The sequence below is a fragment of the Hyphomonas sp. GM-8P genome (genome assembly GCF_003263315.1).
Taxonomy (GTDB): domain Bacteria; phylum Pseudomonadota; class Alphaproteobacteria; order Caulobacterales; family Hyphomonadaceae; genus Hyphomonas.
In genome coordinates this window covers 1-22,767 of sequence record NZ_AWFE01000075.1, presented here as the reverse complement: position 1 = coordinate 22,767, position 22,767 = coordinate 1, and the positions used below count along the sequence as shown (strand labels likewise).

Here is a 22,767-nt window from a genome sequence, read left to right as displayed (position 1 = left end):
CCGCCCCGACAGTGCTCCACCGGATTCCCCAATTCAGGGAACTCAGTGGCCATTCTGACAGGAGTGAGTGGGACATGAATTTGACCAGGAAAGTGGTAGATGGTGTTCGCTGGAGAGCTGACGCCGCCCGGAACGAAATTCGCCGCTGGAAGCAGCCAAAGCCCATCAAGTCCGTCTGGACGCGGATCCGCTCTGAAAGTCTGTCCTACACGTCAGACGCACAACTGGACCAGCTTGTGCAGGAAGTCAGGCGGACAGCCCACAGCAATGCATTGATCATCGAAGCAGGCTGCGCCCGCGGTGGTTCGGCAATCCTCATGTGCGCGGCGAAAGCGCCTGACCGTCCGCTGAAAGTCTACGACATGTTCGAGATGATCCCTCCGCCCTCGGATCATGACGGCGCGGACATGAAAGCCCGCTACCAGGAAATAGCATCCGGACAGGCAACCGGCATTGATGGCGGCAAATACTATTTATACGAAAGCGACCTGAAAGCCGTCGTCGAAGACAACTTCAAACGCTACGGATACCCGGTTCAGGACCATTCCGTGGAACTGATCAAAGGCGATGTCACAAAGACACTGAAAATATCCCAGCCCGTCGCACTCGCTCATGTGGATGTGGATTGGTACGAACCGGTTCGCGTCGCTTTGGAGCAGGTCGTCCCGAACCTGATTCCGGGCGGCTCGGTTGCGCTGCACGCCTATTTTGACTGGTCCGGATGCCGGAAGGCTGCGGATGAATTCTTTCATCATCACGGGCACGAGGGGTTCAAGTTCGACAGCTCTGCCGGGCACCTGCTGGTCACCCGCACATATTGAACCTGACCTGCTGCACGCTTGGCCGGTTATGTCCAAGGGTCGGGTACATGCTCTACACGTGATTCCGGAGAAGGCGTTCATAACTTTCGAGCGCCTCTTTTTCGATGTCTGCCGACCTGCCCCGCAGCGCTGGCCTTTCGCCTGGCGGCGGACCGAAACCGGATGACTTCCAGACCGCATCATACCAGTGCGGTGCCCAGGCCCCGTCTTCCGGTTTGGCACCCGGTGCCCAGCCCAGCATGGCCGGGTCCCAGTCAATCCCGAGTGCATCGCAAAGGCGCGGCAGAACCTCCGGCGGGTCGGCCAGCAATCGGTCGGAATCCACCACCGGCGGCGCCTTGCCCGTCCGCTCCGTAATCTCCCGGTACAATCTTTCCTGCTGGGGCACGCCGATGGCCTCAAGGCTCACATCGCTCATTTTCTTCGTGTAGGACGCAATCACCCGGCCGGGATGGCGCACCAGAAAGGCGTGACGCACGTCGCTGACCCAATCCAGTGGAAAGCTTTCCAGCATGTGGTGGGTCATCTGCTTCTGGTAATGCAGCGTCTTGCCGGGCGGCAGTGGCGCGAGCATTTCTCCTGCAACGACGGCCGGATCCGATGATTGCGATGCCAGCGTCTCTTCCTGCATCGGATGAACTTCGCCGCTGGCCGTCAGCCAGGCGGCATAGAATGGCTCATCGACGCAGACCGCTTCAGGCCGGGCACCGAAACTGCGCATCATAGTTGTCGACATGTTGCGCGGGCCAGACCACATGGCGATGCGGATCGTCTGTGTCATGTCCACGCTCATGCGATCGGGGTCAGACTGCGCGCTTGCATAGCCTTGTAAGCCTCACGGATTTTCCGAGAGATTGGCCCGTCTATCGCGTCGATGGAGCGTCCGTCCACCTCTCGCACCGGCGTCACACCGGCAAACGTGCCGGTGATGAACGCTTCGTCCGCCGAATAGACATCGAACAGGGAAAACCGCTTCTCGAACACCGGGATGCCAATCTCGCGGCAGGTCTTGATGATGTTTCCGCGTGTGATGCCGCCGAGGCAGTATTCCGGCGGGCTGGTCCACACTTCCCCGTCGCGAACGATGAAGAAATGGGTGGAGTTGCAGGTCGCCACAAAGCCCAGCGGGTCCAGCATCAGCGCTTCGTCGGCGCCAGCCTTGTCGGCCTGGATACAGGCCAGGATACAGTTGAGCTTCGAGTGGGAATTCAGTTTCTGGTCCTGTTCCGCAGGCCCCGTGCGGCGCACATGTACCGTGAACAGGGTGACCCCGGTTTCCACGATTTCCGGCACCGGCGTCTTGTATTCCGGTATGATGACGATGGTTGGCTTGGTGATCGTGAAGCGCGGCCCCTGATAGGGCGTTTTCTTGATGCCGCGGGTGACCATCAGACGGATGTGGACACCGTCCTCCATGCCATTGGCCTTGAGGCAATCGACCAGCCGCGCCGTCAATTCCTCCTTCGTCAGGCCGATATCCATGTCGAGCGTCTTGGCGCCGGCCCAGAGGCGTTTCAAATGTTCCGGCAGGAAGGCGATCCCACCATTCATGACGCGCAGCCCTTCCCACACGCCATCGCCTAGGATGTAGCCACTGTCGAAGACGGAGACGACCGCCTCGTCCCGTTTTTTCAGTTCGCCATTCACCGAAATCAGTATGTCCGCATTACGCGGATCGGTGAGGTAGTCGTGTACGCCGTGCGCGTCGTCTTCCATCATGCGTCTTCTTTCACGCGCGTGCGGGCAAGCCAGCCGGCAATGTCTGCTGCGACCTTGTCCGTACCCGGCTCATCGACAATCCAGTGCCCATTCTTCGGATATTCCATGAAGTCTCCGGCGACCGCCGCGTTCTTGTACTTTTCGCCCACCTTGCGAACCGCCGAGGCCAGCGTTGCGCGGTCCTTTCCGGCAGCAATCGTCAGGGTGGGGATCCTGATCTTTGACTCGTCGATCTCCACCCCATCGGTCAGGTCGCCATAGACCTTGCCGGAATCGTAGAGCGCGTGGGAATAGATCTCTTCCCGGAGGCGCTTCGGCACGCAATTGGTGACGCCGAAATCGAAACCTGTCCGCCACACCTTGTAGGACTTCTTGCGGTTCTGCTGGATCAGGATGTTCAGGAAGGTAATCGCCACGCTCGGCCCGATCACGGCGCAGCCCTTTGGCTGGGCGGGCGTCAGGAAAACCGCCTGCGATACGTCCCCCTTCTCCGCCAGCACCTGCGCGATCAGGCCGCCCATGGAATGGCCGATCACCGCGGGCTTCTTACTGGTCGCCTTTTCAATCTCGTGCGCCTTTTTCGACATGGCAGAGATGTAGTCATCAATGCCAAGCTCGCTGAGCGAGGCAGGCGGGTTGTCTTTTACGCGTCTGGCTGGAAACAGCGTCGGCGCCTCGCAGGTCCACCCGTCGGCTTCGAAGAAGGGGATCATTCGGTCCCACACATCGCCGCCGCATCCGACACCATGAATCATCAGCAGGGTCTTCGCCATGCCACGTCTCCCCTCTTTCGGGTTCAGCCCTGTGGTACCTTGCCGCCGAGGACCGGCTCCGTCCAGCGCACGAAGCGTTCAGCCACTTCCGCATAAACCGCCCGCTTGAACGGCACCACCAGCGAAGGCGTCTCTTCGAGCCGGGCCCAGCGCCACGCATCGAATTCGGGCGTGTGCCGGTCCAGCCGCACATCGCTGTCAGAGCCCTTGAAGCGGAAGGCGAACCATTTCTGCCGCTGGCCAAGGTATGGCCCCGGCAGGCGTTTCTTCAGGTCCGGCGGGAAATCGTAATACAGCCAGTCTTCGGTTTCCTCCAGCGTATCGACCAGCTTGGCAGGAACGCCGACCTCTTCTTCCAGCTCCCTCAGCGCTGCGACGTCGGGCGCTTCGCCCTTGTCCACGCCGCCTTGCGGCATCTGCCACTGGAAGGATCCGCGCCCATTGATACGCCGGCCAATGAAGACGTGCCCGGCCTTCGAAAAGAGGGCCAGGCCGACATTCGCGCGATAGCGTTCGGGGTCTTGCTTAACTTGTGTCACCCGTGAGGATTTACAGGAGCCGGCTCAAGACTGCCAGTGCGCACCGTATCATCGGCGGGATTTTCTGCCTTTGCGGACTTCGCCGCCAGCGCGGACGCCGGCGCTAGGACTATGCCCTTCTGCTCAAGACTTGCCGTCCAGGTTTTCACCATCTCGATCGTGATCGGGAACGCATAGCCAGCGCCGAGGGCGGCGCCATGCTCCAGCGCCTGGCTTTCCAGTTCCATGAATTCAGACGAGATGTCCTCGGCCGACAATTTCGCGTCAATCGCCGAATCCGCACGCACATAACGCAGGCCTGTTTCGCCGCTCAGCTGCTGCATGTTCCCGGCATCGAGGCTGCCATCGTCGATGAAGGCGAGACCACGGTCCGACACGGCCTTCAGGACCGGCTTCATGGCGGCATCATCATCACCGATCTTGGAGCCCTGCGAATTGATCAGGCCAAAATAGCCCGTGGAGCGGCTGAGAACCCGTTCGAGACGCGCCTGATTGCGCGCTTCGTTCTCACTGGCCAGCAGGGTCAGCGGATGCATTTTCATCCGGCCGTAATCATAAGCTTCCATCGGCGTCTCGATCAGCACTTCATGTCCGGCCGCCCGGGCGCGGTTGATCCATGTCTGCAGGCTGGTCGCATCCGGCGCGAAGGACAGGGTCACTTCCGGCGGCAATTCGTCGATGGCGGATTTGGTGTGTGTCGCGTTGATGCCGAGCCCGCCGACCACAATCGCAACAACCGGTTTGTTACCCGGATTGATAAACGGCCGGGCATAGGCATCCGCCGGGGCGCGGCCATCCGGGGAAATGCGCGGCAGGGTCATGCCGTTCAGGCGTTCGGTCATGCCCGCAATCGGTGCGCGGTCCAGTGAAACGATGCTGGTGACATCGCCATAGGATTCGCCGGGCTTCACCAGCTTGCCATTGATGCGCACGCCGGCCGTGTCGGCATCCCCTTCCCCGACCGGCGCAGCGTCCGCAGCCGCAACGAGCATGTCATCCGGCGACTCGACGCCAAGGTCGGGGCCAAAGTCCGGCAGATCGCCGGATCCATCCGCGTCGCTATAGTCCGGCGTTTCGATCGCCAGGCTCGCCGTGGCGATATTGGTTTTCAAACGGGTCTTGAGTGGCGGGGCAGCAGAATCATGCGTGTCGAACAGGGCGAGCGTCTGCTTCGGGCTCGCTTCGGACGGATCGCCCATCAGGATAATGGCGGCGCCCAGCGCACCTGCAATTCCGCCAAACACCAACAGGCTGAGACCCGTATGCACAGCGCCTGCGCGCAGCGGTGATGGCTCAGCATCCCGGCGATTTGCCATGTGGCAACCTCGTAATCAAATCCAGTCGACTCTGAACGACCAGATTTGCATCATTCCGGTTAACAGGTTGCAAACGAAGGTTAACCGATTGCTGTTATCCAGCCCGCTTCAGGCCGGTGCTGGCCGTGATCGTGCCGTCCTTCAGCATCTGCTTTGCGCGGTCCAGCTGGAAGTCCTCGCCCTTGTAATCTTCAGGCGGTTGCTCGTCCGGCATGGCAAGGGCCCGGCGCGCAGCGCCTTCCTCGTTTTGCAGCGCATGCGGCAGGTCTGCCTCTGAGAAGCGCTTGATCTTCGCAAGCTCCTCCTCCGTCAGGCGGGCCTGAGAGATCGTGACATCCGGCTCGATTCCCAGCGCCTGGATCGAATGGCCGGATGGGGTGTAGTAACGCGCCGTGGTCAGACGCAGCGCACCGCGATCAGCGCCCAGCGGGATGACCGTCTGGACCGAGCCTTTGCCGAAGCTGGTCGTGCCGACGATGGTCGCACGGCGGCGATCCTGCAGGGCGCCAGCTACGATTTCGGACGCCGAAGCCGACCCGCCATTGATCAGTACGATCATCGGCACGCCTTTGAACACTTCGCCATTGTGCGCCATATAGCTTTCCATATCGACCGAGCGGCGCCCCTGCGTGGAGACGACCTCGCCGCCCGACAGGAACACGTCGCTGACCGACACGGCCTGATCCAGCAAACCGCCGCCATTGTTGCGCAGGTCCAGAATAATGCCACGCGGCCGGCCGCCGGTTTCCTCGGAAATGCCGTTCACGGCCGCTTCCAGCAGCGGCGTGGTGCGTTCGTTGAAAGTCGAAATACGGATATAGCCGATGTCGTTGTCATCGAGCTGCCAAGTCACGGACTTCTGCTCAATCACTTCACGGGTCAGCGTCACATCGAATGGGTCTTCCCCTTCGCGCAGCACCGTGATCTCGATCTGGGTGCCCTTCTCGCCGCGCATCTGCTTGACGGCTTCATTCAGCGTCAGGCCGATGATCGGCTTGCTGTCGATGGCAGTGATCAGGTCGCCCGGCTGCAGGCCGGCCCGGCTTGCCGGCGTGTCGTCCATCGGCGAGATGACTTTCACGAAGCCATCTTCCATCATCACTTCGATGCCGAGGCCGCCATATTCGCCAGAGGTCTGGACCTGCATGGACTTGAAATCTTCGGCATTGAGATAGCCCGAATGCGGGTCCAGTGAGGTCAGCATGCCGTTAATGGCGGCTTCCATCGCTTCCGGCTCGTCGATTTCGGTCACATAGTCCTGGCGCGCGCGGGCGAGGATTTCAGCAAAAAGTTCGAGTTGCTGGTAGGTAACGGTACGCGGATCGCTTTGCGGGGCGGGTTCCTGAGGAGCGGCAATGGCGGACAGACCGACGGCGGTTGCTCCGAGTATCAAACCTACCCCGGTGCCAATCAGCAATGAACGCATGTCCCAAACCTCTCCTCTTACGCGACCTTATCCACGGCGCGGTAACCAGTCTGCCGGATTCATCACCGTATCGCCAAGTCTCAATTCCATATTGAGTTCCGGAGGCGGGTCAGACCGGACCGGCATGCGGCCAACTGGCTCGCCCGTGGCAACATTCTGGCCTTCGGTGACGTAAATTCGGCTCATTCCGGAAAGGATAACATGGTATCCGTCACTCGTCCGCAAAATTAGCATCATGCCGTAGGAGCGGAACGGGCGGGCATATTCCACCGTTCCGGAGATCGGCGCGGTGACCTGCGCCTCGCTCCGCGTTGAAAACGTGACCCATTCCGCCTTTCCGCCCGCGGGAAGCCTGTCGCCGAAGGAATGCAGCACATTGCCCGCGACAGGCTGTTGCAGCGCGCCGAGAGCGGCCTTGCCAAGCGGCCGGGTGGACGGGGAAATCGGCTTCGGTTTCGGCGAACTCGGCGAGGCAGCCACAAGCCGCGGCCGGAGCGCCGGTTTCACGCCCGGCGCCGACGGGGCGGCGGATTCGAGTGCGCTCAGCAGGCCGCGCAGCGTATCTGCCTGCGCGCCCAGTTCCGCCGTGCGGGACCTCAGCCGCGCAATGTCGCCAGACAGGTCTTCAAAGGCGCCCCGCTTGGCGGCGGCGAGGCGTTCAATCTCGACCTGTTTGAGCGCAAGCGTCGCCTCAGCGGCCTCCAGACGGGCCTTTTCGCCGCGAATCCGGCGTTCCAGCGCGTTCAGTTCGTCGATTTCAGCGCGCACGGTTTCCGTTCGTGCCGCGAGGCGCGGCGTGGTTTCGCTCATCAGGATGGCACGGCGCACAGCGGTGTTCGCCTTGCCGGGCGAGATGACCAGGGCCGGCGGTTTGCGCCGGTTCGAGGCCGCAAGTGCTGCGAGAAGGTCTTCGAGCGCCTGCTGATCCTCCAGCAGGCGCATCTGGGCGGTGATGCGCCGCGTGCCGAGATCGGCGAGGCTCTTTTCGGCTTCCGCCGCCTGCTCTTCGCGCCGGCGCGTTTCCATCGCCGCAGCGATCAGCTCCGCATCGACATTGTCGATGTCTTTCCGGGCATCCTCGCCGCTGGCCTGGAGCGCGGCGAGTTTCTGCTCCGCCACCCGCTTTTCCGACTCCAGCGCTTCCAGCTCTTCACGCGAGAATGTGTCCGGCGCAGCCGCTGCCAGCAGCAACAGCGAAACCGCCGGTGCCATGGCCCGGAAAACACGGGCGCCGAAGCTGTATGCGCGGGAATCGGGCATCATCCGGCCAGTCTTGCCGAAAGATCATGACCTGCACATTAACCAGTCGGGGCCAGCAGTCTTTCAAGTGCGCAAATTTCATCCCGGATGAGAGAGAGGATCACCCCATGCCCTTCCACTGGAAAGGAGGGGTGGGTCAGGCAGATCTGTTGCAACACCTGCAGGACAGAACGGAACGCATCGTTCACTTCCGGAATCTTCACCCCATCCGGGCCATGCAGCACGATGTTACGGGCGGTCACGACCGTTTCGATATCCCGCACCACGCGTCGGGGCAGTTCCAGCAATTCCGGTGGATTGAGATACTTCGTTGACCGGGCCCGGCGCAGCAAAAGCGCGATCGGGGCAAACCGGTCCGGCTGGGCGGGGTCTGTGACATCCCCCTCCCCCGCACTTTCATAGCCGGAAAGGGCCGCAACCAGACCGGCCTGAAGCGCCGAGACGAGCGCAACGGGCACCCACCGACGGCGGGGCGGATCGGTCTGGCTCCCGGCCAGTTCCCGCCGGGCCAGCTTCAACCCTTCCTGCACCGCCATGAGGGCCGGGCCGATCCGCTCACGCGGCACCATGGGCGACTATTCTTCGGTTTCGGCCGGCTTGCGGAAATCCCAGCCGGCGTCTGCCGCGATATAGGCGAACGCCGCATAGACGCTGACATTCTGGCGGAAGGCATCCGGATCGATCTTGTCGAACGTGTCGTCCGGCGTGTGGTGGTAGTCGAAATAGTCCCAGCCATCCTGCGCAGGGGTCACGACCGGCACACCGGAGCGGGCGAGCACGCCGATATCCGGACCGCCGCCTGCCAGATTGTCCCCCGGTGCCACGCCATACCGGGCAAGAACGCCCTGGATCTTCTTGGCATAGTCCAGCGCGCCTTCGCCGAACTTCGTCTGGAACTGCCAGATATAGCTCGCGCCATGATCGCTCTCGGCGGCGAGGACATGCTTGTCCAGCTCATCCGCATGCTGACGGGCATAGGCATCACCGCCGAACAGGCCAATCTCTTCAGACCCGTAAAGCACGACGCGGATCGTCCGGTCCGGCTTGCCGGGCAACTGGTCGATCAGCTTGGCAGCGCCGACCACAATGCCGCATCCAGCCCCGTCATCAATGGCGCCGGTGCCAAGGTCCCAGGAATCGAGGTGGCAGCTGATCAGCACGATCTCGTCCTTGTTTGCACCGCCCTCGACTTCCGCAATCACATTTCCGGAAGGCGCAGCATCCGCCGTCTCAACACCGATGTCGAGATTGACCGTCACCGGTCCCCGCTCCAGCAGGCGGGCCAGTTGGTCGGCATCCGGAGCTGACAGAGCCGCTGCCGGGATTGGGCCCATTGGTTTGGCCACGCCGTCCGGTCCGCGCCGGTCAATCCCGCCCGTGTGGGGACGCCGGAAATGGTCGGTGCCGACAGAGCGGATCAGGCAGGCTACAGCGCCCTTTGCCGCTGCCGCTTTCGGACAGGCTGCGCGTTTCGCAACGGCCAGGCCGTAGCCCGCGCCCGTCTGGGTGCGGGTCATGTATTCGTCGATGAAAACGATCTTGCCGGCAACGTCCGCATCATCGGCGGCTTGCATGTCGGCCAGCAATTCGAACCGGACAATGTCGGCTTCCAGGCCGCCTTCCGGTGTCGGTGCACTGCCGCCGAGTGCCGTGATGATCAGCGGCTGGGCGCTCGTCCCCACCACATGCGCAGTCTCATGCGTGCGTTTCCAGTACGGTACGGTGAAATCTTCGACATGGACATTCGAGAAACCCATTCCGGTAAGCTGCGCGACAGCCCAGTCGCGCGCACGTTTCTCATCCGGAGACCCGGCAAGGCGCGGGCCGATTTCCGTCGTCAGGTCCTCGACGAATTGCAGGCCGACATTGTCCCACGTGCCGGCATTCGCCAGTGATGTCGCGGTTTCCAGGACCTGCGCCTCGCGGTCGGCAGTCTCCTCGGCGGTCGCGACAAATGTGTGGCTGGCGGCGAGCGCCCCGAGGGCGGCAATGGCGATCAGTCTCATCAGGTCTCTCCGGAATGGCTTGCGCGGACGCTAGGCCATTCCGGTGAGACTTGGAACCCGCTGCGAAAGATCAGAGCACCGCAGCGAGTTCCATGATCGCATCGACGGCCGGACGGTCCTTGTAGCCTTCTTCCCGCATGACGGCCTTCACCGTGCCATCGGCCGCGATGAAGATGATGGCCGGATGCGGTATACCGTCATAGCGCGACCCCGCCGGGACGTCCGGATTGCGCAGGTCGAAAGCATCGATGGCGGCAGACCCGACATCGGAATAGAGGCCATATGGCAGGTCCTTCGCAGCCTTGAAGTCCGCGAGGGTTTCGGGCGGATCATAGGACACGCCGATCAGCGTCCAGCCATCGTCGGCCAGCGGGGCAGCCGCTTCTTTCAGGTCGATCAGTTGCTTCTTGCAGTAAGGGCACCAGTCGGCAGACCGGAAAAAGGCGACGACCGTCCCCTTCTCCCCCGCCAGATCGGTGAAGCGAACCTCACCCTCCGGCCCGGTGACAGAGACCGCCGGAGCCGGCTGGCCAACGACGGGGCCGACGCGCATCTCCTCGGCCATGGCCGCGCGTTCTGCTTCGGCGGATTTTGCCGCCATCGGGGCGTTGGAAGTTTCCTGGGCTGTGGCCGCAGCCGGCAGGAGCGCGAGGATTGAAGCGAGGGAGGCAGTTCGGATCATGGGCATTTCCTTTTCTTGCCTCCAAGCCCTAACCGGGCCCTGCCTGCCTTGCGATGCACGAGCGCGTGAGCTCACGCAGGCGTTACCGCCTGGCCCGCCACTCATCCGCGCTCTGGCCATACACATCCCAGAGGATATCTTCGAAGGGCGCAGGCGCCTGCGCCTCCCGCAGCTTCCGTGCACCGAGCCGAGCCGCGACCTTCAGGGACGCCGTGTTCTTCGCATCGATGCAATGGATCACCTCGTCCCAGCCGAGGATATCGACCGCATAATCGATGGCTGCAGAGACGCCTTCCAGCGCATAGCCCCTGCCCTGCGCCGCTTTGGTCAGACCATAGGCGATCTCGGTACCTGGCCAGCCTTCCGGCTGCCACGGGCCGAGGCGGCCGATCCATGTGCCGGTCGACTTCTCGATTACGGAGAACATGGAATAGCCGCGGATCGTCCATGCCCCGGCCAGCGTACACAGCGACCGCCAGACGGTGGATGGCGCCATCACGCCACCGATGAAGCGGGCCGTTTCCTCATCCGCCATCATGGCGCACATGGGTTCGAAATCTTCCGCCTGCGGCGGGCGCAGGATCAGACGTTCGGTTTCGATGGTGGGACCGATATTGCGCATGGGGACCGCTCCGGACTGGCGATGAACTTCCGCCGATGTCACCGGATTCTACCCTTCCCGCAAAGAAAAAGCCCCGCCGGTCCGGGCGGGGCTTTTATTAGTCCGACATGATCCGGTTTAATCGCGCGACAGCAGCGACAGGATCGTCGTGAAGATGTTGTAGAACAGGATGAAGAAGTTCAGCGCACCCCAGTTCGTCATCACGGCGAGGCCACGTTGGTCCCCTTCAAGCGCAAAGTAAGAGCGCTTCAGGTTCTGCGTATCGAACGCGACCAGCACGCCCGAAATCGCCAGAACGCCAACCGTGATCGCGGTTTCGAAGAAACCCGACGGCGGGAACAGGAAGCTGAGCAGCGCCATGCCCACGATGCCCCAGAGGGCAAAGATGGCGATCACGCCGATCGGCTGCAGGTCACGCTTGGTCGTGTAGCCGTACAGCGACAGGGCACCAAAGGCCGTGGCCGTCAGGAAGAAGGCTTTGGCGATGGTGATGAATGTAGTGCTGTAAACGATGCCCGCGCGGCTGGCCGCTTCGGTGTTCATCGTGGCCATGAGCACCCAGACCGACAGGCTGAGGCCGAGCAGCGTGACGATTGTCCAGTAAAGGACTGCCGTGCCCAGAGGCGATGGCCGCTTCATGGCGAAGGCAGAAATCAGGATCAGCGCAATCGGGCCGAACTGCACGACAAGGCGGAACGGCGAGAACAGCACGAACTCGGTCAGAGCCGGGACGGAGTTGGATCCGACCAGGAATGCCAGGCCGCCTGCCAGCGCGATGCCGTAGGCGAGCTTCTGATAAACGCCCAGCATGAAGGCACGCAGGCCCTCATTGACCGACATGTCCATCGAGCCTGCGCCGGCGGACGGCGAATAAGCACGATTGAAATCATTCATAGGTTTCAAGCCCTTTCTCTTAACCAGGTGGGTGATTTTCCCGGAACATGCGCGAAATATGGGAGGGCTTGCCTCATTGTGCAAGCAAAACCGGACATTCCTTCAGCTTGTTCATGGGCCCGGGGCCACCCACTCTGGAAAAACACTTCAAGCAACACGAATTTTTACTTGGAGCCGGCACTTCATATACTTCAAATATTCAGATGACGTATAAGTATTCGCAAATTATTGGCCCTGTTTTCCGAAGCGAATGCACGCATATCCGGAAGTGGATTGACTAACCTATGCTCAGATATAATCTTTGTAATCTGGCGTAGCTCCAGCAGTGGAGCCGCCAAAGCACTAGGGGATACAATTATGGCAGACGCATCGGCTTACGCCGAGAATATCAAGAAATACGCAAATGGTGGGTACAACCAGGCAGCCGCCGAGAAGATCGTGGGACATCTCGGCATAGCCCTCCGCAACAAGGACAGCTCCATCGTCGCTTGCAGCGACTCCGGCGAACTGGACCGCGTGCGGGAAAAATGGTGCCGGGGAAAACTGGGACTCGCCGAGAAGCAGGGAGAACTGGACGCAGCCATCAAGACGATTTGCGATCGCATGAGCGCCGAAGGCGGGCAGAAATCGCGGGTAACCTTCTACTACCTTCTGGCAGAGCATCTCGGAAAGCTCCCGGAACTGGGCAGCTGATCCAGGTTGACAAGACAACGGACAAACCCGGCCTCATCTGGCCGGGTTTTCTTTTGCCGCGGGTGGAGGCAGACAACAGGCCATGTACAGACTGTTCGCCGCCCTGCCCGTGCCCGAAGAATTGTGGGACGGCCTCTCCGCCCTTCAGGACGGGCTGGATGGCGCGAGCTGGCGTCCGGAAGAGAACTTCCACATCACCCTGCGCTTCTTCGGGGACCTCACCCACGCCCAGGCCCGGGACCTCGACGACCTGCTGGGGGACATCCGCTGCCCGCCTTTTGACGTCTCGATGGAAGGCACCGGCTGGTTCGGCCGCCGCGAACCCTCCGCCGTCTGGGCACGGGTGCGGGAAAGCGACGAACTGCGCAGCTTGTCGGCCCAGTGCGAACAGGCGGCCCGGCGTCTCGGCTTCGAACCGGACCGGCGCCCCTTCACCCCGCACGTCACATTGGCCTACCTGCACAATGCCACGCTGGAAAACACGCGACGCTGGGTAGAGGCCCACCACGCCTATCGCAGCGGTCCGTTCACGGCAGACCGGTTCCACCTCTATTCCAGCCACTCCGCCAAAGGCCGCCCCAGCCGTTACGAGGCTGAGGCGGACTATGTGCTGGAGTAGCCGATCAACTCGCCGGAGCGAAGCGTAGGTCCAGTTCCTGGATCAGCGGCGGATGGTTGGGCGACATGAGCAGCCAGCCTTCCATCTTTCCGTTTTCGCAGGTCCAGGTGAAGGTGCCACTCATCCGGCCGTTCGCCTTGAACGGCGTACCGGTTTCGCAGGCACCCGCCTCTTTCTTCAGGTCTGCCAGAACGCGCTCACGCACCGGGATGGATACATCCAGGGTGAAGTTCATGGCGAGCTTGCCTTCTGCCGGCATGAAGCTGCCCTGATCGTACACCGCGCCTGCAGCCGCATAGGCATCCGCAAGCACTGCACTGACCGGCCATTCGCGGGCGGGCAATTCGCCGGCCCGGGCGAGCTCGATGGCCGCATCGCGCACACTTCGCGACGGGGCCGCATAGGTCCGGTTCGCGAAGGCGAACACACCCATCCCGGCCTCCGGCAGGAGAAGTACATTAGAGCCATAGCCCGGATATCCACCGGAATGCGTCATCGTGAACCCAAGCTCGCACTCCTGCACGACGGAAAAGCCCATGGCGTAAGTGACCGCCACCGCGCAAGGGTCGCCGTTTGGCTGGTCTTCGCGCATATAGACGCGCGGAAAATTCAGACCTTGCGACAGTTCCCGCACGGAGGAGCGCTTCACGGGGCCGGTTTCCGGGCCATCCCGCGGCGGCCAGGCGTCCAGTAGGAAGGCGACCCATTTCTTATAGTCATCGGCATTGGTCATCACGCCGCCCATGGCCCCGAAAACACCCGGGCCGAGAGCAGGTTCGTCAGAAAACTCCCCCTCTTCCCAGCGATAGCCGAGCGCGCGGCGGTCCTGATCGACGGCATAGACATCATAGCCCGTCGAGGTCATGCCGAGCGGCAGCATGATCTCGGTGCGAATATAATCTTCATACGGCATGCCGGAGACATTGGTGATGATCCGGCCAAGCAGGGCATAGCCAAAATTGGAGTATTCATATTCCATCTGCGGCGCCCGGCTGAACGGAACGCCCTCTTTCAGCACTTCAGTGAAGACGTCCTCCGGCATGTCCTGCTGGCGGTCGCCCCAGGGATTATCGGTGACAAGGCCGCTGACATGGGCGAGCAGGTCGCGCACGCGAATGCGCGGGGAGTCCGTGGTCGGATAGGTCCAATCCCTCAGCTCCGGCACGTAATATTCGGCCGGCGCGTCGAGATAGAGCTTGCCCTCATCGCGCAGCTTCAGGATGCCGAGCGCGGTGAAGGCCTTGCTCATCGAAGCGATGGAGAACAGGGAATCTGCTGTGACGGGCGCATCGGTTTCGAGGTTCCCCACACCGGAGGTTTTGAAATAGACGAGTTCCCCATCCTTTACGATCCCCCAGACAAGGCCCGGCACGTGCTTGTCGGTCTGGTAGCTGGTGAAGAGTTGGTCAATCCGGTCGGTCACCTCCACCGGGAAAGCAGGCGCAGGCGCCGCCTCTTCCGCGGCCGCGCCAAAGGCCACGAGGCCCAGCGCCGATCCTGCAGCAATGGCTTTGAGTGGCCTGAGAAGAACGGCTCCGAACAAGCCATCATTCCGCTTCCGCGCAGTCTGCATATTCATGGATATTCCTTTTTCCATATCCCGCTACGTCGCCCTGAACATACAAAACCTACCCTCGCGGCAGACAGGCCAGCAAGCACGTTCAGCGGGAAAAACGACCTGATTAGGCGAGCTGGCCTGAAAATTCCCATTGCGCATTCATCGCGTCCGATCCCGGGCCGGGAAAACGCGTCAGGCGACGCTGGGTCAGGCTGTAAAGCCCGCAGCGGCCACGATAAGGTACACCCAACAAAAAAAATCACCGGGAGGAATTCATGGACATTTCTGGTTATCCGCTCGCCGGATTGAAGGTGCTCGACTTGTCGCGTGTTCTGGCCGGACCATTTGCCACGCGCATGCTCTCCGACCTCGGTGCGGATGTGATCAAGATCGAGCCGCCAGAGGGTGACGTGACCCGGAATTTTGGCAAGACGGACAACGGCGTCGCAGGGTTTTACCTGCAGCAGAATATCGGCAAGCGAAATGTCTGCATCGACCTGAAGGCCGAAGGCTCCACGGACCTTGTACTGGATCTTTGCCGGAAGGCGGATGTGCTCGTTGAAAACTTCCGGCCCGGTGTGATGAAACGGTTTGGGCTCGACTGGGAGAGTGTTCACGCGGTCAACCCGAAGCTCGTCATGCTGTCCATTTCCGGTTTCGGTCAAACGGGCCCTGAAAGCGGCCGGGCTGCCTATGCACCGGTTGTCCATGCCGAAGCCGGCCTGATCGCCCGCCAGGCTGAGATGAGCGAAGGCCCAGCCTATGACCTCCAATACTCGCTGGCAGACTCCTACAGTTCCTTGCACGGACTGGTCGGTTTGCTCGCCGCCCTGCGCGTCGCGGAGCAGACCGGTATCGGCCAGCAAATCGACATCGCCATGATAAACGTCCTGCACGCAACCGATGACTATGCCCATTGGGCGCTGGACAATAACTGGCCCAAGCCGTCGGAAAATCTTGTTTGGGACGCGCCGGAAGGCAAGCAGATCCTGATATCCTCAGACATGAAATGGCTTTGGCTCGTCTTGTCGACCAAGGGCGGTCTCGTGGATCCGACCCCCAAAGGCGCTGACCTTGAAACAAAGCTCGCCAATCGCCGCAAAGCCATTGTGGAACATATCGCTTCCTATCCCGACTTCGAATCCCTGACCAAAGCGCTCGACCGAATGAACCTCGCCTGGGGGCTCGTGCGGAAATTCGGGGAGGAATCCTATGCCCAGCAGAGCGTCCGGCATAATGGCGTGCTGGTCGATGTCATCGACGACAAGGGCAACCCCCGCCGCACCGTGCAGTCGCCCTACCGGTTCTCCGCCTCACGGAGCGGGATCGACCCCGGTGCGCGTCCGCCGAAGCGCGGCGAGCACAATCAGGACGCGCTGAGTGACTGGTTGGGGCTGCCGGCAGAGGAAGTTCAGGCCCTTGCGGAGGCTGGCATCCTGCTCAGCGAATGAGCGGGCGCCGCGCGGGACAGCCCACGGGCAAGCCAAATCAGCGTTGCAATACGGGTGTTGAGGACGTTGAAAAAGGAGTTGAAAAGGGAATGGTGCCGCTAAGGTGACTTGAACACCTGACCCCCGCATTACGAATGCGATGCTCTACCAGCTGAGCTATAGCGGCCTAGACCATTCTGAAGGCCCGCCTATTACCGGCAGATGCCCTGTTTCGCAAGACGCTTTTGCCACCCCGGACAGCCAGGATGCAGGCGCGGTCAGTCGTCGTCGGAGGCGTAATCCAGCGGCGGGCTGAGCGGACGGTCCGGCGCCTTTGGTGCATCGAGCCGCGCGTCCTCTTCCAGTTCCGGGCCCGGCAGCGCGGGCACACGGCCCGCTTCCAGTTCGCGGCCGTAGGATTCGTAGCGCGGGTGCACGAGGTCGCCGACATCGCCGAAGGCATAGACGAGGCGTGCCCAGCCCTGCTTGTCGAAATCGAACGCATTGCCCTTCGGGTCGATGTCGGACCAGTCCGGTTCCCGCGAGGCGGACACGGCCATGCGGCCCCAGCGGGCGGCTTCAGACTGGTCGCCATAACCTTTCAGCGCCCGTTCCATCAGCAGGCAGAGCCGCGCGGTCGGGTTCTCTTCCACCAGCAGCGCCAGCGAGCGGATGGCACCGACCCAGTCGCCCTTGTCCATGGCGATCTCGGCCATCAGGATCTTGCTTTCGCGATGGTTCGGCTGGGCAGAAATAAGCGCCTGCAGGCGAGCGGCGATGTTCGCCTGGCTATCCTGCGGCACGAGACGGCGGGAGAGCTGCGCCAGCGCCGGGTGCGGGCGCGCTTTCCAGCCAAGTTCCAGCACGCCTTGCGCCGCCTTCGCCTTGCCATCCACCATCAGCGCCTTCGCGCCATGGAAGGCGGCCGGCGGAAAGCCCGGCGCGGAGCGGATCGCTTCGGCGAGCGCCTTCTGGGCTTCGCTCTTCTGGTCATGCGACATACCGACGGCGTGGGCCGTCAGCAGGACGGCGCGGCGGCGGCGCAAACTGTCGCCCTTGATCATGCCCCGGCGTTCGCCGGTGGTCAGCGTATCGAGCGCCTTCTCCCACTCCCCTTTCGAGACCTGCAGGTCGAACAGGGAATTGAATGGCCAGTCGGCGGAGGATTTGAGGCCAAGGGCCTCGCGGGCGCGCGTCTCTGCCGTCAGCTGGTCGCCGCGTTCGGAGGCTGCCATGGCAGAGCCGCGCAAGCCGGCAAGCTGGCCGCCCGGCAGGCGGGTCAGCTGGCTCCAGGCCCGTTCAGCCCCGGCCCAGTCATCATTGGCTTCAGCCGCGCGCGCTTCCAGCAGCAGTTTCAGGCGTTCGTCTTCGGCATGCTTTGCCGCCTTGCGGGCGAGCTTCAGCGCGGCTTCCGCGTCGCCAGCCTCTGCGGCCAGCAGGCCTTCGGTCAACGCGGCATTTGCTTTGCGCGATTTCGACTGGCGGCGCGACCGGGCGATCCGGCCCGGCAGCACGAAGATGCCGGAAATGATCCACCAGGCTGCGGCCATGATCCCCGACAGGGCCAGCACCAGCGCCACGGCAGCGCCGGACTTGATGGAGATCTCTTCCGTCCCGATCGGCACGGTCACCTTGCCGGGCAGCGTATAGGCCCACCAGCCGAAGGCGAGCGCCGCGATCAGCACGATCAGAAGCACGAGGAACACGATGATCCGGTTCATGGTGTCTTGGCGCCCCCATCCGCCAGGGCGAGGCGCACGGCCTCCAGCGAGTTTTCCAGTGTGATGCGGCGTTTCGCATCGTCGGTCCATCCGGACATTGCCGTGCCCGCCGGTCCGTCCAGCCGGCTTGTATAGGATACGGCCTCTTCGAGGTCACCCTTTTCAAGGGCCTCTGCGGCACGCGAGAGAAGCGCGAACGGGTCGGCATCCGTCCCGTCGGCCTTGCGCACGGTGACCGCGCCGCCAAAGAATTTGTTGATCCAGCCCCAGCGCCCGGAGTCTTCGGTGGGCACGGTGCGCCGCGCGGCATCGGCAGCCGCGCTGAAGCTGTCTTTCAACTCAGCCAATGTCGGCACACCCGCCGTCGCAAGAGGGCCAAGCGTGCGGACATCGTCCACAGTCGGCAAGGCAGAGCGCAGCGAACGGTAGTCCGACTCAAACGGCTCTCCCCTGCGGGACGCGGCCTCGATGGCGGACAGCGCCAGCGCCGCTTCGGCCACCGAACTGGCAGAGGCCGCCTCTGCACGGGCATCGCTCTGCTCGGTCTGCACGCGGGCCAGCATGTCGGCGAGCGACCGGCCCTGTTTCGTCTGTTCGAGCGTGGAATCGCGCAGGGTCTCGATCTCGCGCTCCAGCGCCACAACGCGGGCGCTGAGGTCGACCGGCAAGGGCCGGGCTTCCAGCGCGTCCAGCCGGTCAGACAGGGCACCCAGCGCACGGGCCAGGTCTTCCGGGGCAACCGTGTCGCCGGCTTCCACAGATTCGAGGGCATCCAGCCGGGCAATGATGCCGGTCAGATCGACTGGCTGGCTGGTGCCGCCGTCTGTGGGGAGGTTATCGAGCCGGTTTGCCAGCGCATCGATCCCGGCCTTGAGGGCGGCGCGGTCGTCCGGCGCAGACTGTTCCAGCTTGCCGATCCTGTCGTTCAGCGCGGCGACTTCCTCACTTGCATCGCCGAGACCGCTGGGAAGCACCATATGGGCGCCGATACCGATCAGGCCGCCGATCCCGGCCGCCATCATGCTCATCACGCCAGCGCCCAGCCAGCCGGGACCGCTGCCCGTCTTTGGCGATTTCCCCTCTTCCGGGGCCAGTTCGAAATCCGCGTCGATCGGTTCACCCGGGTCGACGGAGCTTTCAGGGATAGAATCGTCTGTCATATCGAATCCGGTTTCTATCTGCGCACACTCGCACAGGATTCCGGCTGCTTAAAGGCCGTCGGCCACAGCAGCGAGCGTGGCGAGCAGCGCGTCTTCGTTCGGCGCCTCGGCAACATGGATCGCCGCGACTTCGCGGCCCTGCAGCGGACGGGCGGCAGCCTCGGAGATGGCCACGACAATGGCCTGATCCAGGTCGCCGGCTGCCCAGGCAAAAGCCGCAGCGCCTTTCGCAGAATGGATCAGCACGCAGGCTGGACCAGCTGCCAGCGCCGCCTCGGCCTCAGGCGTCAGGTCTTCGGAGGGCCGGGTTTCGTAGAGAGCGAGGAACTCCGCCGGGAGACCGCCCTCTTTCAGCCGGGCGACGAGATCGCCTGCGGCCGCCTCGTTCGCGACATGCAGGACGCCTTCCGTTCCTTCCGGCAGGGCGACCAGGATATCCGCGGCCAGCGCCGCCGCATCGCCTGCGCCTTCATAGACCGCCGCGAACCCGGCCTCCCGTGCGGCAGCGGCTGTGGACGGGCCGACACACCAGGCCTTGACCGCCCGCAGGGAGCTTGCCTCAGAGAAGAAGCGGACGCCATTGGCGCTGGTAAAGACGAGATGCTGCACGCCTGAGAGATCCGGCATCTCCACGTCCAGCCGGGCAAGCGACAGCATGGGAGACGCAATCGGCGTTACATCCATCGCCGCCAGCCGGGCCATGGTTTCGGAGGCGCCGGGTTCGGCCCGGGTGACGATGACCGGCAGGCTTTTTGAGAGGCTCACCAGTCCCCCTCGAAGGCCGGCAGACTGCCGCCTGCCTGCTGGCGGATCTCGTTTGCGATGTCCTTGCCAAGGGCCTGCAGCTGCAGCTCGGTTGCGCCTTTGCGGCAGGTGCCCTCGGCGCGCCAGCGGGCGCTGCCATCCATGGCGAGGACTTCGCCGACAAGGTGCCATTCCTCGCCCTTGTCGAAAGTGTGCGCCGCGATTGGCGTGCGGCAGGACCCGTCGAGTGCCAGCAGGAACGCCCGCTCGATCATCGCGGCGGCGGCCGTCGGCACGTGGTTCAGCTTGTGCAGCACCGCCGCTGTGTCCGCGTCGGCATCCTCGCGCATGACCACACCGACAATGCCCTGGGCCGCCGCCGGCAGCATTTCGGTCAGCGGGATCGGCGTTGCAACCTCCGGCTGGCCCAGGCGCGTCAGGCCCGCCATGGCGAGATAGGTCGCGTCCGCCAGCCCTTCATCCAGCTTGCGCATGCGGGTCGCGACATTGCCGCGGAAGGTGACAATTTCGAGGTCCGGCCGCAGCGCGCGAGTCTGCGCTTCACGGCGCAGCGACGCCGTGCCGACCTTCGCGCCCTGCGGCAGGTCCATCAGGCTCTTGGCGTGCGGAGAGAGGAAGCCCTCGCGCGGGTCTTCGCGTTCCGGGAAGGCCGCAAACACCTGGCCGAGCTCCAGAACGGACGGCACATCCTTCAGGCTATGGACAGTCAGGTCCACCTCGCCGCGGGTCAGCGCCGCATCCAGTTCGCGGGTGAACAGGCCCTTGCCGCCGGAATTGATCAGGCGCTCGGTCGTCAACTGGTCACCCGAAGTGGTGAAGGTGACGATCTCGCCCTTCATGGCGCCATCCGAGGCGGCTTCGATTCCGGCTGCGATCTGATTTGCCTGAATCAGGGCCAGCGGCGAACCACGTGTCCCGATCCGGAGCGTTCTGGGGGTATTTGTTTCAGTCATCTCCCTCCCCTAGCGCCGGGCGTGCCGCTTGCCAATTGACAGAGCGACGCGGAAGCGGCTACCACGCTTTATCGTTTATCGACAAATTCCTATTCGGAGACCCCCATGATCAAACCTGCCGTGTCAGCGCTTGCGCTGGCTCTCGCGCTCGCTGCCTGCGGAAACCCCGCTGAAACGACCGCTCCGCCCGCCGCCACTGAGCTGACCGCCGACCAGAAGGCCGAGATCAGCAAGGAACTGAACGAGTGGTTCGATGTGAAGTTCGAGGAGGCGCTGCAGGAAAGCCCGATCACCATGACCTTCCTCGGCCGGAAGGACCTGAACGACCAGATCGACTGTTTCACCTTCGCCTGCGCCGATGAACAGCTGGCCCGCCAGAAGGCCGCCGTCGAAGAGATGAAGACGAAGTTCAACTATGACGACCTGTCGGATGCCGACAAACTGTCCTGGGACCTCTTCGAATACCAGTACAAGCAGGCTGCCGAAGCCGCTAAGTTCCGCTACAATGGCTTCGTCTATGACCAGATGAACGGCCCGCAGGGCTTCATCCCGCAATTCCTGATCAGCTTCCACAATGTCGAGAACGCCGACGACATGCGCGCCTATGTGTCTCGGATCCGCGAATCCGCCCGCGCGCTGAACGAGGCGACGGACGTGGCCCGCGAGAGCGCCGAACACGGCACCCACGCGCCGAAGTTCGCTTATGAAGGCGTGATCGACCAGTCGAAGAAAGTCATCACCGGCGCGCCGTTCACCGACGGCGAAGACAGCGACCTGATGGCGGACGTGAAATCCGAACTCGCCACGCTGGTCGAGAATGGCGAGCTGACCCAGGAAGAGTCCGACGCGATCCTCGCCGATGCCACCGATGCGATGGCGAACGAGTTCAAGACTGCGTTCGAGAACATCATCGCCTTCGCGACCGAGGACATGGCGAACTCGCCGGATTCCTCCCAGCCCGTCGGCGCCTTCCTTCAGCCGGACGGGGAGGCCTATTACAATGAGCGCCTCGCCAACAATACGACCACGTCGATGACCGTTGACGAGATCCACCAGATCGGCCTCGCCGAAGTTGACCGCCTGCATGGAGAGATGGAGGCCATCAAGGACAAGGTCGGCTTCGAAGGCACACTGAAGGAATTCTTCGCTTTCCAGCGCGATTCCAAGGACGATGAGCGCTTCTACTATCCGGACACGGATGAGGGGCGCCAGGCCTATATCGACGACGCCACGGCGAAGATCGAGAACATCAAGGCCAAGCTGCCGGAATTCTTCGGCATCCTGCCCAAGGCAGACCTCGTCGTGAAACGCGTCGAGGCCTTCCGCGAACAGCCAGGCGCAGCCCAGCACTACTTCCCGGGCACGCCGGACGGCTCGCGCCCCGGCGTCTACTACGCCCACCTCTCGGACATGAAATCCATGCCAAAGGGCGAGCTGGAAGTGATCGCCTATCACGAAGGCATTCCCGGCCACCACATGCAGATTTCGATCGCGCAGGAGCTGACCGGCGTGCCGAAGTTCCGGACCCAGATCAACTTCACCGCCTATGCCGAAGGCTGGGGCCTGTATTCCGAATGGCTCGCCACGGAATTCCCGGGCACCTATGAGGATCCCTATTCCGACTTCGGCCGTCTCGGCTCCGAGATCTGGCGCGCCATCCGCCTCGTTGTGGACACCGGCCTGCACTCCAAAGGCTGGACCGAGGAACAGGCCGTCCAGTACTTCCTGGACAATTCGGCCATCACCGAAGGCCAGGCCCGCTCGGAGATCCAGCGTTACATCGTGATGCCGGGCCAGGCGACGGCCTACA

General features: G+C 62.8%; 22 protein-coding genes and 1 tRNA gene. 5 read left to right on the top strand and 18 right to left on the bottom strand.

Annotation, left to right across the window (positions count from 1 at the left end):
* The first annotated feature begins 74 nt into the window (after window positions 1-74).
* The gene (locus HY26_RS11665) at window positions 75-821 is read left to right on the top strand and encodes a TylF/MycF/NovP-related O-methyltransferase (protein WP_112073659.1); all 747 of its coding nucleotides are present in this window, start codon (window positions 75-77) and stop codon (window positions 819-821) included.
* A 52-nt stretch (window positions 822-873) separates the two neighbouring features.
* Here HY26_RS11665 and HY26_RS11660 read toward each other — a convergent pair whose 3' ends face one another.
* The 12 genes from HY26_RS11660 to HY26_RS11605 form a co-directional block, all read right to left on the bottom strand.
* On the bottom strand, window positions 874-1,602 hold the full coding sequence (locus tag HY26_RS11660; protein WP_233351609.1) for a sulfotransferase: 729 nt from the start codon (window positions 1,600-1,602) through the stop codon (window positions 874-876).
* Between the two features lie 8 nt (window positions 1,603-1,610).
* Window positions 1,611-2,540 (bottom strand): aminotransferase class IV, encoded by a 930-nt coding sequence (locus tag HY26_RS11655; protein ID WP_112073658.1) that lies wholly within the window; start codon window positions 2,538-2,540, stop codon window positions 1,611-1,613.
* Complete coding sequence (locus HY26_RS11650; RefSeq protein WP_112073657.1) at window positions 2,537-3,313, bottom strand: carboxylesterase; 777 nt, start codon at window positions 3,311-3,313, stop codon at window positions 2,537-2,539. Before HY26_RS11650 ends, HY26_RS11655 begins: the two co-directional genes overlap by 4 nt.
* Window positions 3,314-3,336: 23 nt before the next feature.
* Window positions 3,337-3,852 carry an RNA pyrophosphohydrolase gene (locus HY26_RS11645; RefSeq protein WP_034761259.1) on the bottom strand — a complete coding sequence of 172 codons (516 nt, stop codon included), beginning with the start codon at window positions 3,850-3,852 and terminating at the stop codon, window positions 3,337-3,339.
* Window positions 3,849-5,168, bottom strand: a complete 1,320-nt coding sequence (locus HY26_RS11640) for a divergent polysaccharide deacetylase family protein (protein WP_112073656.1) — start codon at window positions 5,166-5,168, stop codon at window positions 3,849-3,851. Before HY26_RS11640 ends, HY26_RS11645 begins: the two co-directional genes overlap by 4 nt.
* Window positions 5,169-5,262: 94 nt before the next feature.
* Window positions 5,263-6,594: a S41 family peptidase gene (locus HY26_RS11635; RefSeq protein ID WP_034761255.1), complete on the bottom strand. Its 1,332-nt coding sequence runs from the start codon at window positions 6,592-6,594 to the stop codon at window positions 5,263-5,265.
* A 27-nt stretch (window positions 6,595-6,621) separates the two neighbouring features.
* A complete protein-coding gene (locus tag HY26_RS11630; RefSeq protein ID WP_112073655.1) occupies window positions 6,622-7,857 on the bottom strand; it encodes a murein hydrolase activator EnvC in 1,236 nt (411 codons plus the stop codon).
* 35 nt (window positions 7,858-7,892) lie between these two features.
* Window positions 7,893-8,423 carry a hypothetical protein gene (locus HY26_RS11625; RefSeq protein WP_112073654.1) on the bottom strand — a complete coding sequence of 177 codons (531 nt, stop codon included), beginning with the start codon at window positions 8,421-8,423 and terminating at the stop codon, window positions 7,893-7,895.
* Window positions 8,424-8,429: 6 nt separating this feature from the next.
* Window positions 8,430-9,860, bottom strand: coding sequence for a M28 family peptidase (locus HY26_RS11620; RefSeq protein WP_034761245.1), 1,431 nt, complete (start codon window positions 9,858-9,860; stop codon window positions 8,430-8,432).
* A gap of 70 nt (window positions 9,861-9,930) precedes the next feature.
* Entirely contained in the window at window positions 9,931-10,542 is a 612-nt protein-coding gene (locus HY26_RS11615; protein ID WP_158531483.1) for a peroxiredoxin family protein, read from the bottom strand.
* 82 nt (window positions 10,543-10,624) lie between these two features.
* Window positions 10,625-11,164 (bottom strand): GNAT family N-acetyltransferase, encoded by a 540-nt coding sequence (locus tag HY26_RS11610; RefSeq protein ID WP_112073653.1) that lies wholly within the window; start codon window positions 11,162-11,164, stop codon window positions 10,625-10,627.
* A 117-nt stretch (window positions 11,165-11,281) separates the two neighbouring features.
* Entirely contained in the window at window positions 11,282-12,058 is a 777-nt protein-coding gene (locus HY26_RS11605; protein WP_034761240.1) for a Bax inhibitor-1/YccA family protein, read from the bottom strand.
* Between the two features lie 357 nt (window positions 12,059-12,415).
* Between HY26_RS11605 and HY26_RS11600 the strand changes: the two genes are divergently transcribed.
* Together HY26_RS11600 and thpR are read left to right on the top strand one after the other, a co-directional pair.
* A complete protein-coding gene (locus HY26_RS11600) occupies window positions 12,416-12,751 on the top strand; it encodes a DUF2853 family protein (protein WP_112073652.1) in 336 nt (111 codons plus the stop codon).
* Between the two features lie 82 nt (window positions 12,752-12,833).
* Window positions 12,834-13,370 (top strand): RNA 2',3'-cyclic phosphodiesterase, encoded by a 537-nt coding sequence (gene thpR, locus HY26_RS11595; protein WP_112073651.1) that lies wholly within the window; start codon window positions 12,834-12,836, stop codon window positions 13,368-13,370.
* A 4-nt stretch (window positions 13,371-13,374) separates the two neighbouring features.
* Here the strand turns inward: thpR and HY26_RS11590 are convergent, their stop codons facing one another.
* A complete protein-coding gene (locus tag HY26_RS11590) occupies window positions 13,375-14,949 on the bottom strand; it encodes a serine hydrolase (protein WP_158531482.1) in 1,575 nt (524 codons plus the stop codon).
* A 254-nt stretch (window positions 14,950-15,203) separates the two neighbouring features.
* Between HY26_RS11590 and HY26_RS11585 the strand changes: the two genes are divergently transcribed.
* Window positions 15,204-16,379 (top strand): CaiB/BaiF CoA-transferase family protein, encoded by a 1,176-nt coding sequence (locus HY26_RS11585; RefSeq protein WP_112073649.1) that lies wholly within the window; start codon window positions 15,204-15,206, stop codon window positions 16,377-16,379.
* A 90-nt stretch (window positions 16,380-16,469) separates the two neighbouring features.
* Here the strand turns inward: HY26_RS11585 and HY26_RS11580 are convergent.
* The 5 genes from HY26_RS11580 to hemC all read right to left on the bottom strand — a co-directional run bounded on the left by HY26_RS11580 (window position 16,470) and on the right by hemC (window position 20,957).
* A tRNA-Thr gene (locus tag HY26_RS11580) sits at window positions 16,470-16,545 on the bottom strand.
* 91 nt (window positions 16,546-16,636) lie between these two features.
* Complete coding sequence (locus HY26_RS11575) at window positions 16,637-18,079, bottom strand: heme biosynthesis protein HemY (protein WP_112073648.1); 1,443 nt, start codon at window positions 18,077-18,079, stop codon at window positions 16,637-16,639.
* Entirely contained in the window at window positions 18,076-19,239 is a 1,164-nt protein-coding gene (locus HY26_RS11570; RefSeq protein WP_034761223.1) for a COG4223 family protein, read from the bottom strand. The genes HY26_RS11575 and HY26_RS11570 overlap by 4 nt, the downstream gene beginning before the upstream one ends.
* Window positions 19,240-19,287: 48 nt before the next feature.
* On the bottom strand, window positions 19,288-20,004 hold the full coding sequence (locus tag HY26_RS11565) for a uroporphyrinogen-III synthase (protein WP_112073647.1): 717 nt from the start codon (window positions 20,002-20,004) through the stop codon (window positions 19,288-19,290).
* The gene (gene hemC, locus HY26_RS11560) at window positions 20,001-20,957 is read right to left on the bottom strand and encodes a hydroxymethylbilane synthase (RefSeq protein WP_112073646.1); all 957 of its coding nucleotides are present in this window, start codon (window positions 20,955-20,957) and stop codon (window positions 20,001-20,003) included. Before hemC ends, HY26_RS11565 begins: the two co-directional genes overlap by 4 nt.
* A gap of 105 nt (window positions 20,958-21,062) precedes the next feature.
* Here hemC and HY26_RS11555 point away from each other — a divergent pair.
* Window positions 21,063-22,767: DUF885 family protein (locus tag HY26_RS11555; protein WP_112073645.1), on the top strand; the 1,705-nt coding region annotated here is incomplete at its 3' end.

Bases quoted from the DNA above. Each gene is read 5' to 3' on its own strand.
- HY26_RS11630 (WP_112073655.1), bottom strand. From the start codon at position 7,857: ATGATGCCCGATTCCCGCGCATACAGCTTCGGCGCCCGTGTTTTCCGG.
- HY26_RS11590 (WP_158531482.1), bottom strand. From the start codon at position 14,949: ATGAATATGCAGACTGCGCGGAAGCGGAATGATGGCTTGTTCGGAGCC.
- HY26_RS11610 (WP_112073653.1), bottom strand. From the start codon at position 11,164: ATGCGCAATATCGGTCCCACCATCGAAACCGAACGTCTGATCCTGCGC.
- HY26_RS11605 (WP_034761240.1), bottom strand. From the start codon at position 12,058: ATGAATGATTTCAATCGTGCTTATTCGCCGTCCGCCGGCGCAGGCTCG.
- HY26_RS11635 (WP_034761255.1), bottom strand. From the start codon at position 6,594: ATGCGTTCATTGCTGATTGGCACCGGGGTAGGTTTGATACTCGGAGCA.
- HY26_RS11620 (WP_034761245.1), bottom strand. From the start codon at position 9,860: ATGAGACTGATCGCCATTGCCGCCCTCGGGGCGCTCGCCGCCAGCCAC.
- HY26_RS11650 (WP_112073657.1), bottom strand. From the start codon at position 3,313: ATGGCGAAGACCCTGCTGATGATTCATGGTGTCGGATGCGGCGGCGAT.
- HY26_RS11665 (WP_112073659.1), top strand. From the start codon at position 75: ATGAATTTGACCAGGAAAGTGGTAGATGGTGTTCGCTGGAGAGCTGAC.
- HY26_RS11585 (WP_112073649.1), top strand. From the start codon at position 15,204: ATGGACATTTCTGGTTATCCGCTCGCCGGATTGAAGGTGCTCGACTTG.
- HY26_RS11660 (WP_233351609.1), bottom strand. From the start codon at position 1,602: ATGACACAGACGATCCGCATCGCCATGTGGTCTGGCCCGCGCAACATG.
- HY26_RS11625 (WP_112073654.1), bottom strand. From the start codon at position 8,423: ATGGTGCCGCGTGAGCGGATCGGCCCGGCCCTCATGGCGGTGCAGGAA.
- HY26_RS11575 (WP_112073648.1), bottom strand. From the start codon at position 18,079: ATGAACCGGATCATCGTGTTCCTCGTGCTTCTGATCGTGCTGATCGCG.
- HY26_RS11615 (WP_158531483.1), bottom strand. From the start codon at position 10,542: ATGATCCGAACTGCCTCCCTCGCTTCAATCCTCGCGCTCCTGCCGGCT.
- hemC (WP_112073646.1), bottom strand. From the start codon at position 20,957: ATGACTGAAACAAATACCCCCAGAACGCTCCGGATCGGGACACGTGGT.
- thpR (WP_112073651.1), top strand. From the start codon at position 12,834: ATGTACAGACTGTTCGCCGCCCTGCCCGTGCCCGAAGAATTGTGGGAC.
- HY26_RS11600 (WP_112073652.1), top strand. From the start codon at position 12,416: ATGGCAGACGCATCGGCTTACGCCGAGAATATCAAGAAATACGCAAAT.
- HY26_RS11655 (WP_112073658.1), bottom strand. From the start codon at position 2,540: ATGATGGAAGACGACGCGCACGGCGTACACGACTACCTCACCGATCCG.
- HY26_RS11570 (WP_034761223.1), bottom strand. From the start codon at position 19,239: ATGACAGACGATTCTATCCCTGAAAGCTCCGTCGACCCGGGTGAACCG.
- HY26_RS11640 (WP_112073656.1), bottom strand. From the start codon at position 5,168: ATGGCAAATCGCCGGGATGCTGAGCCATCACCGCTGCGCGCAGGCGCT.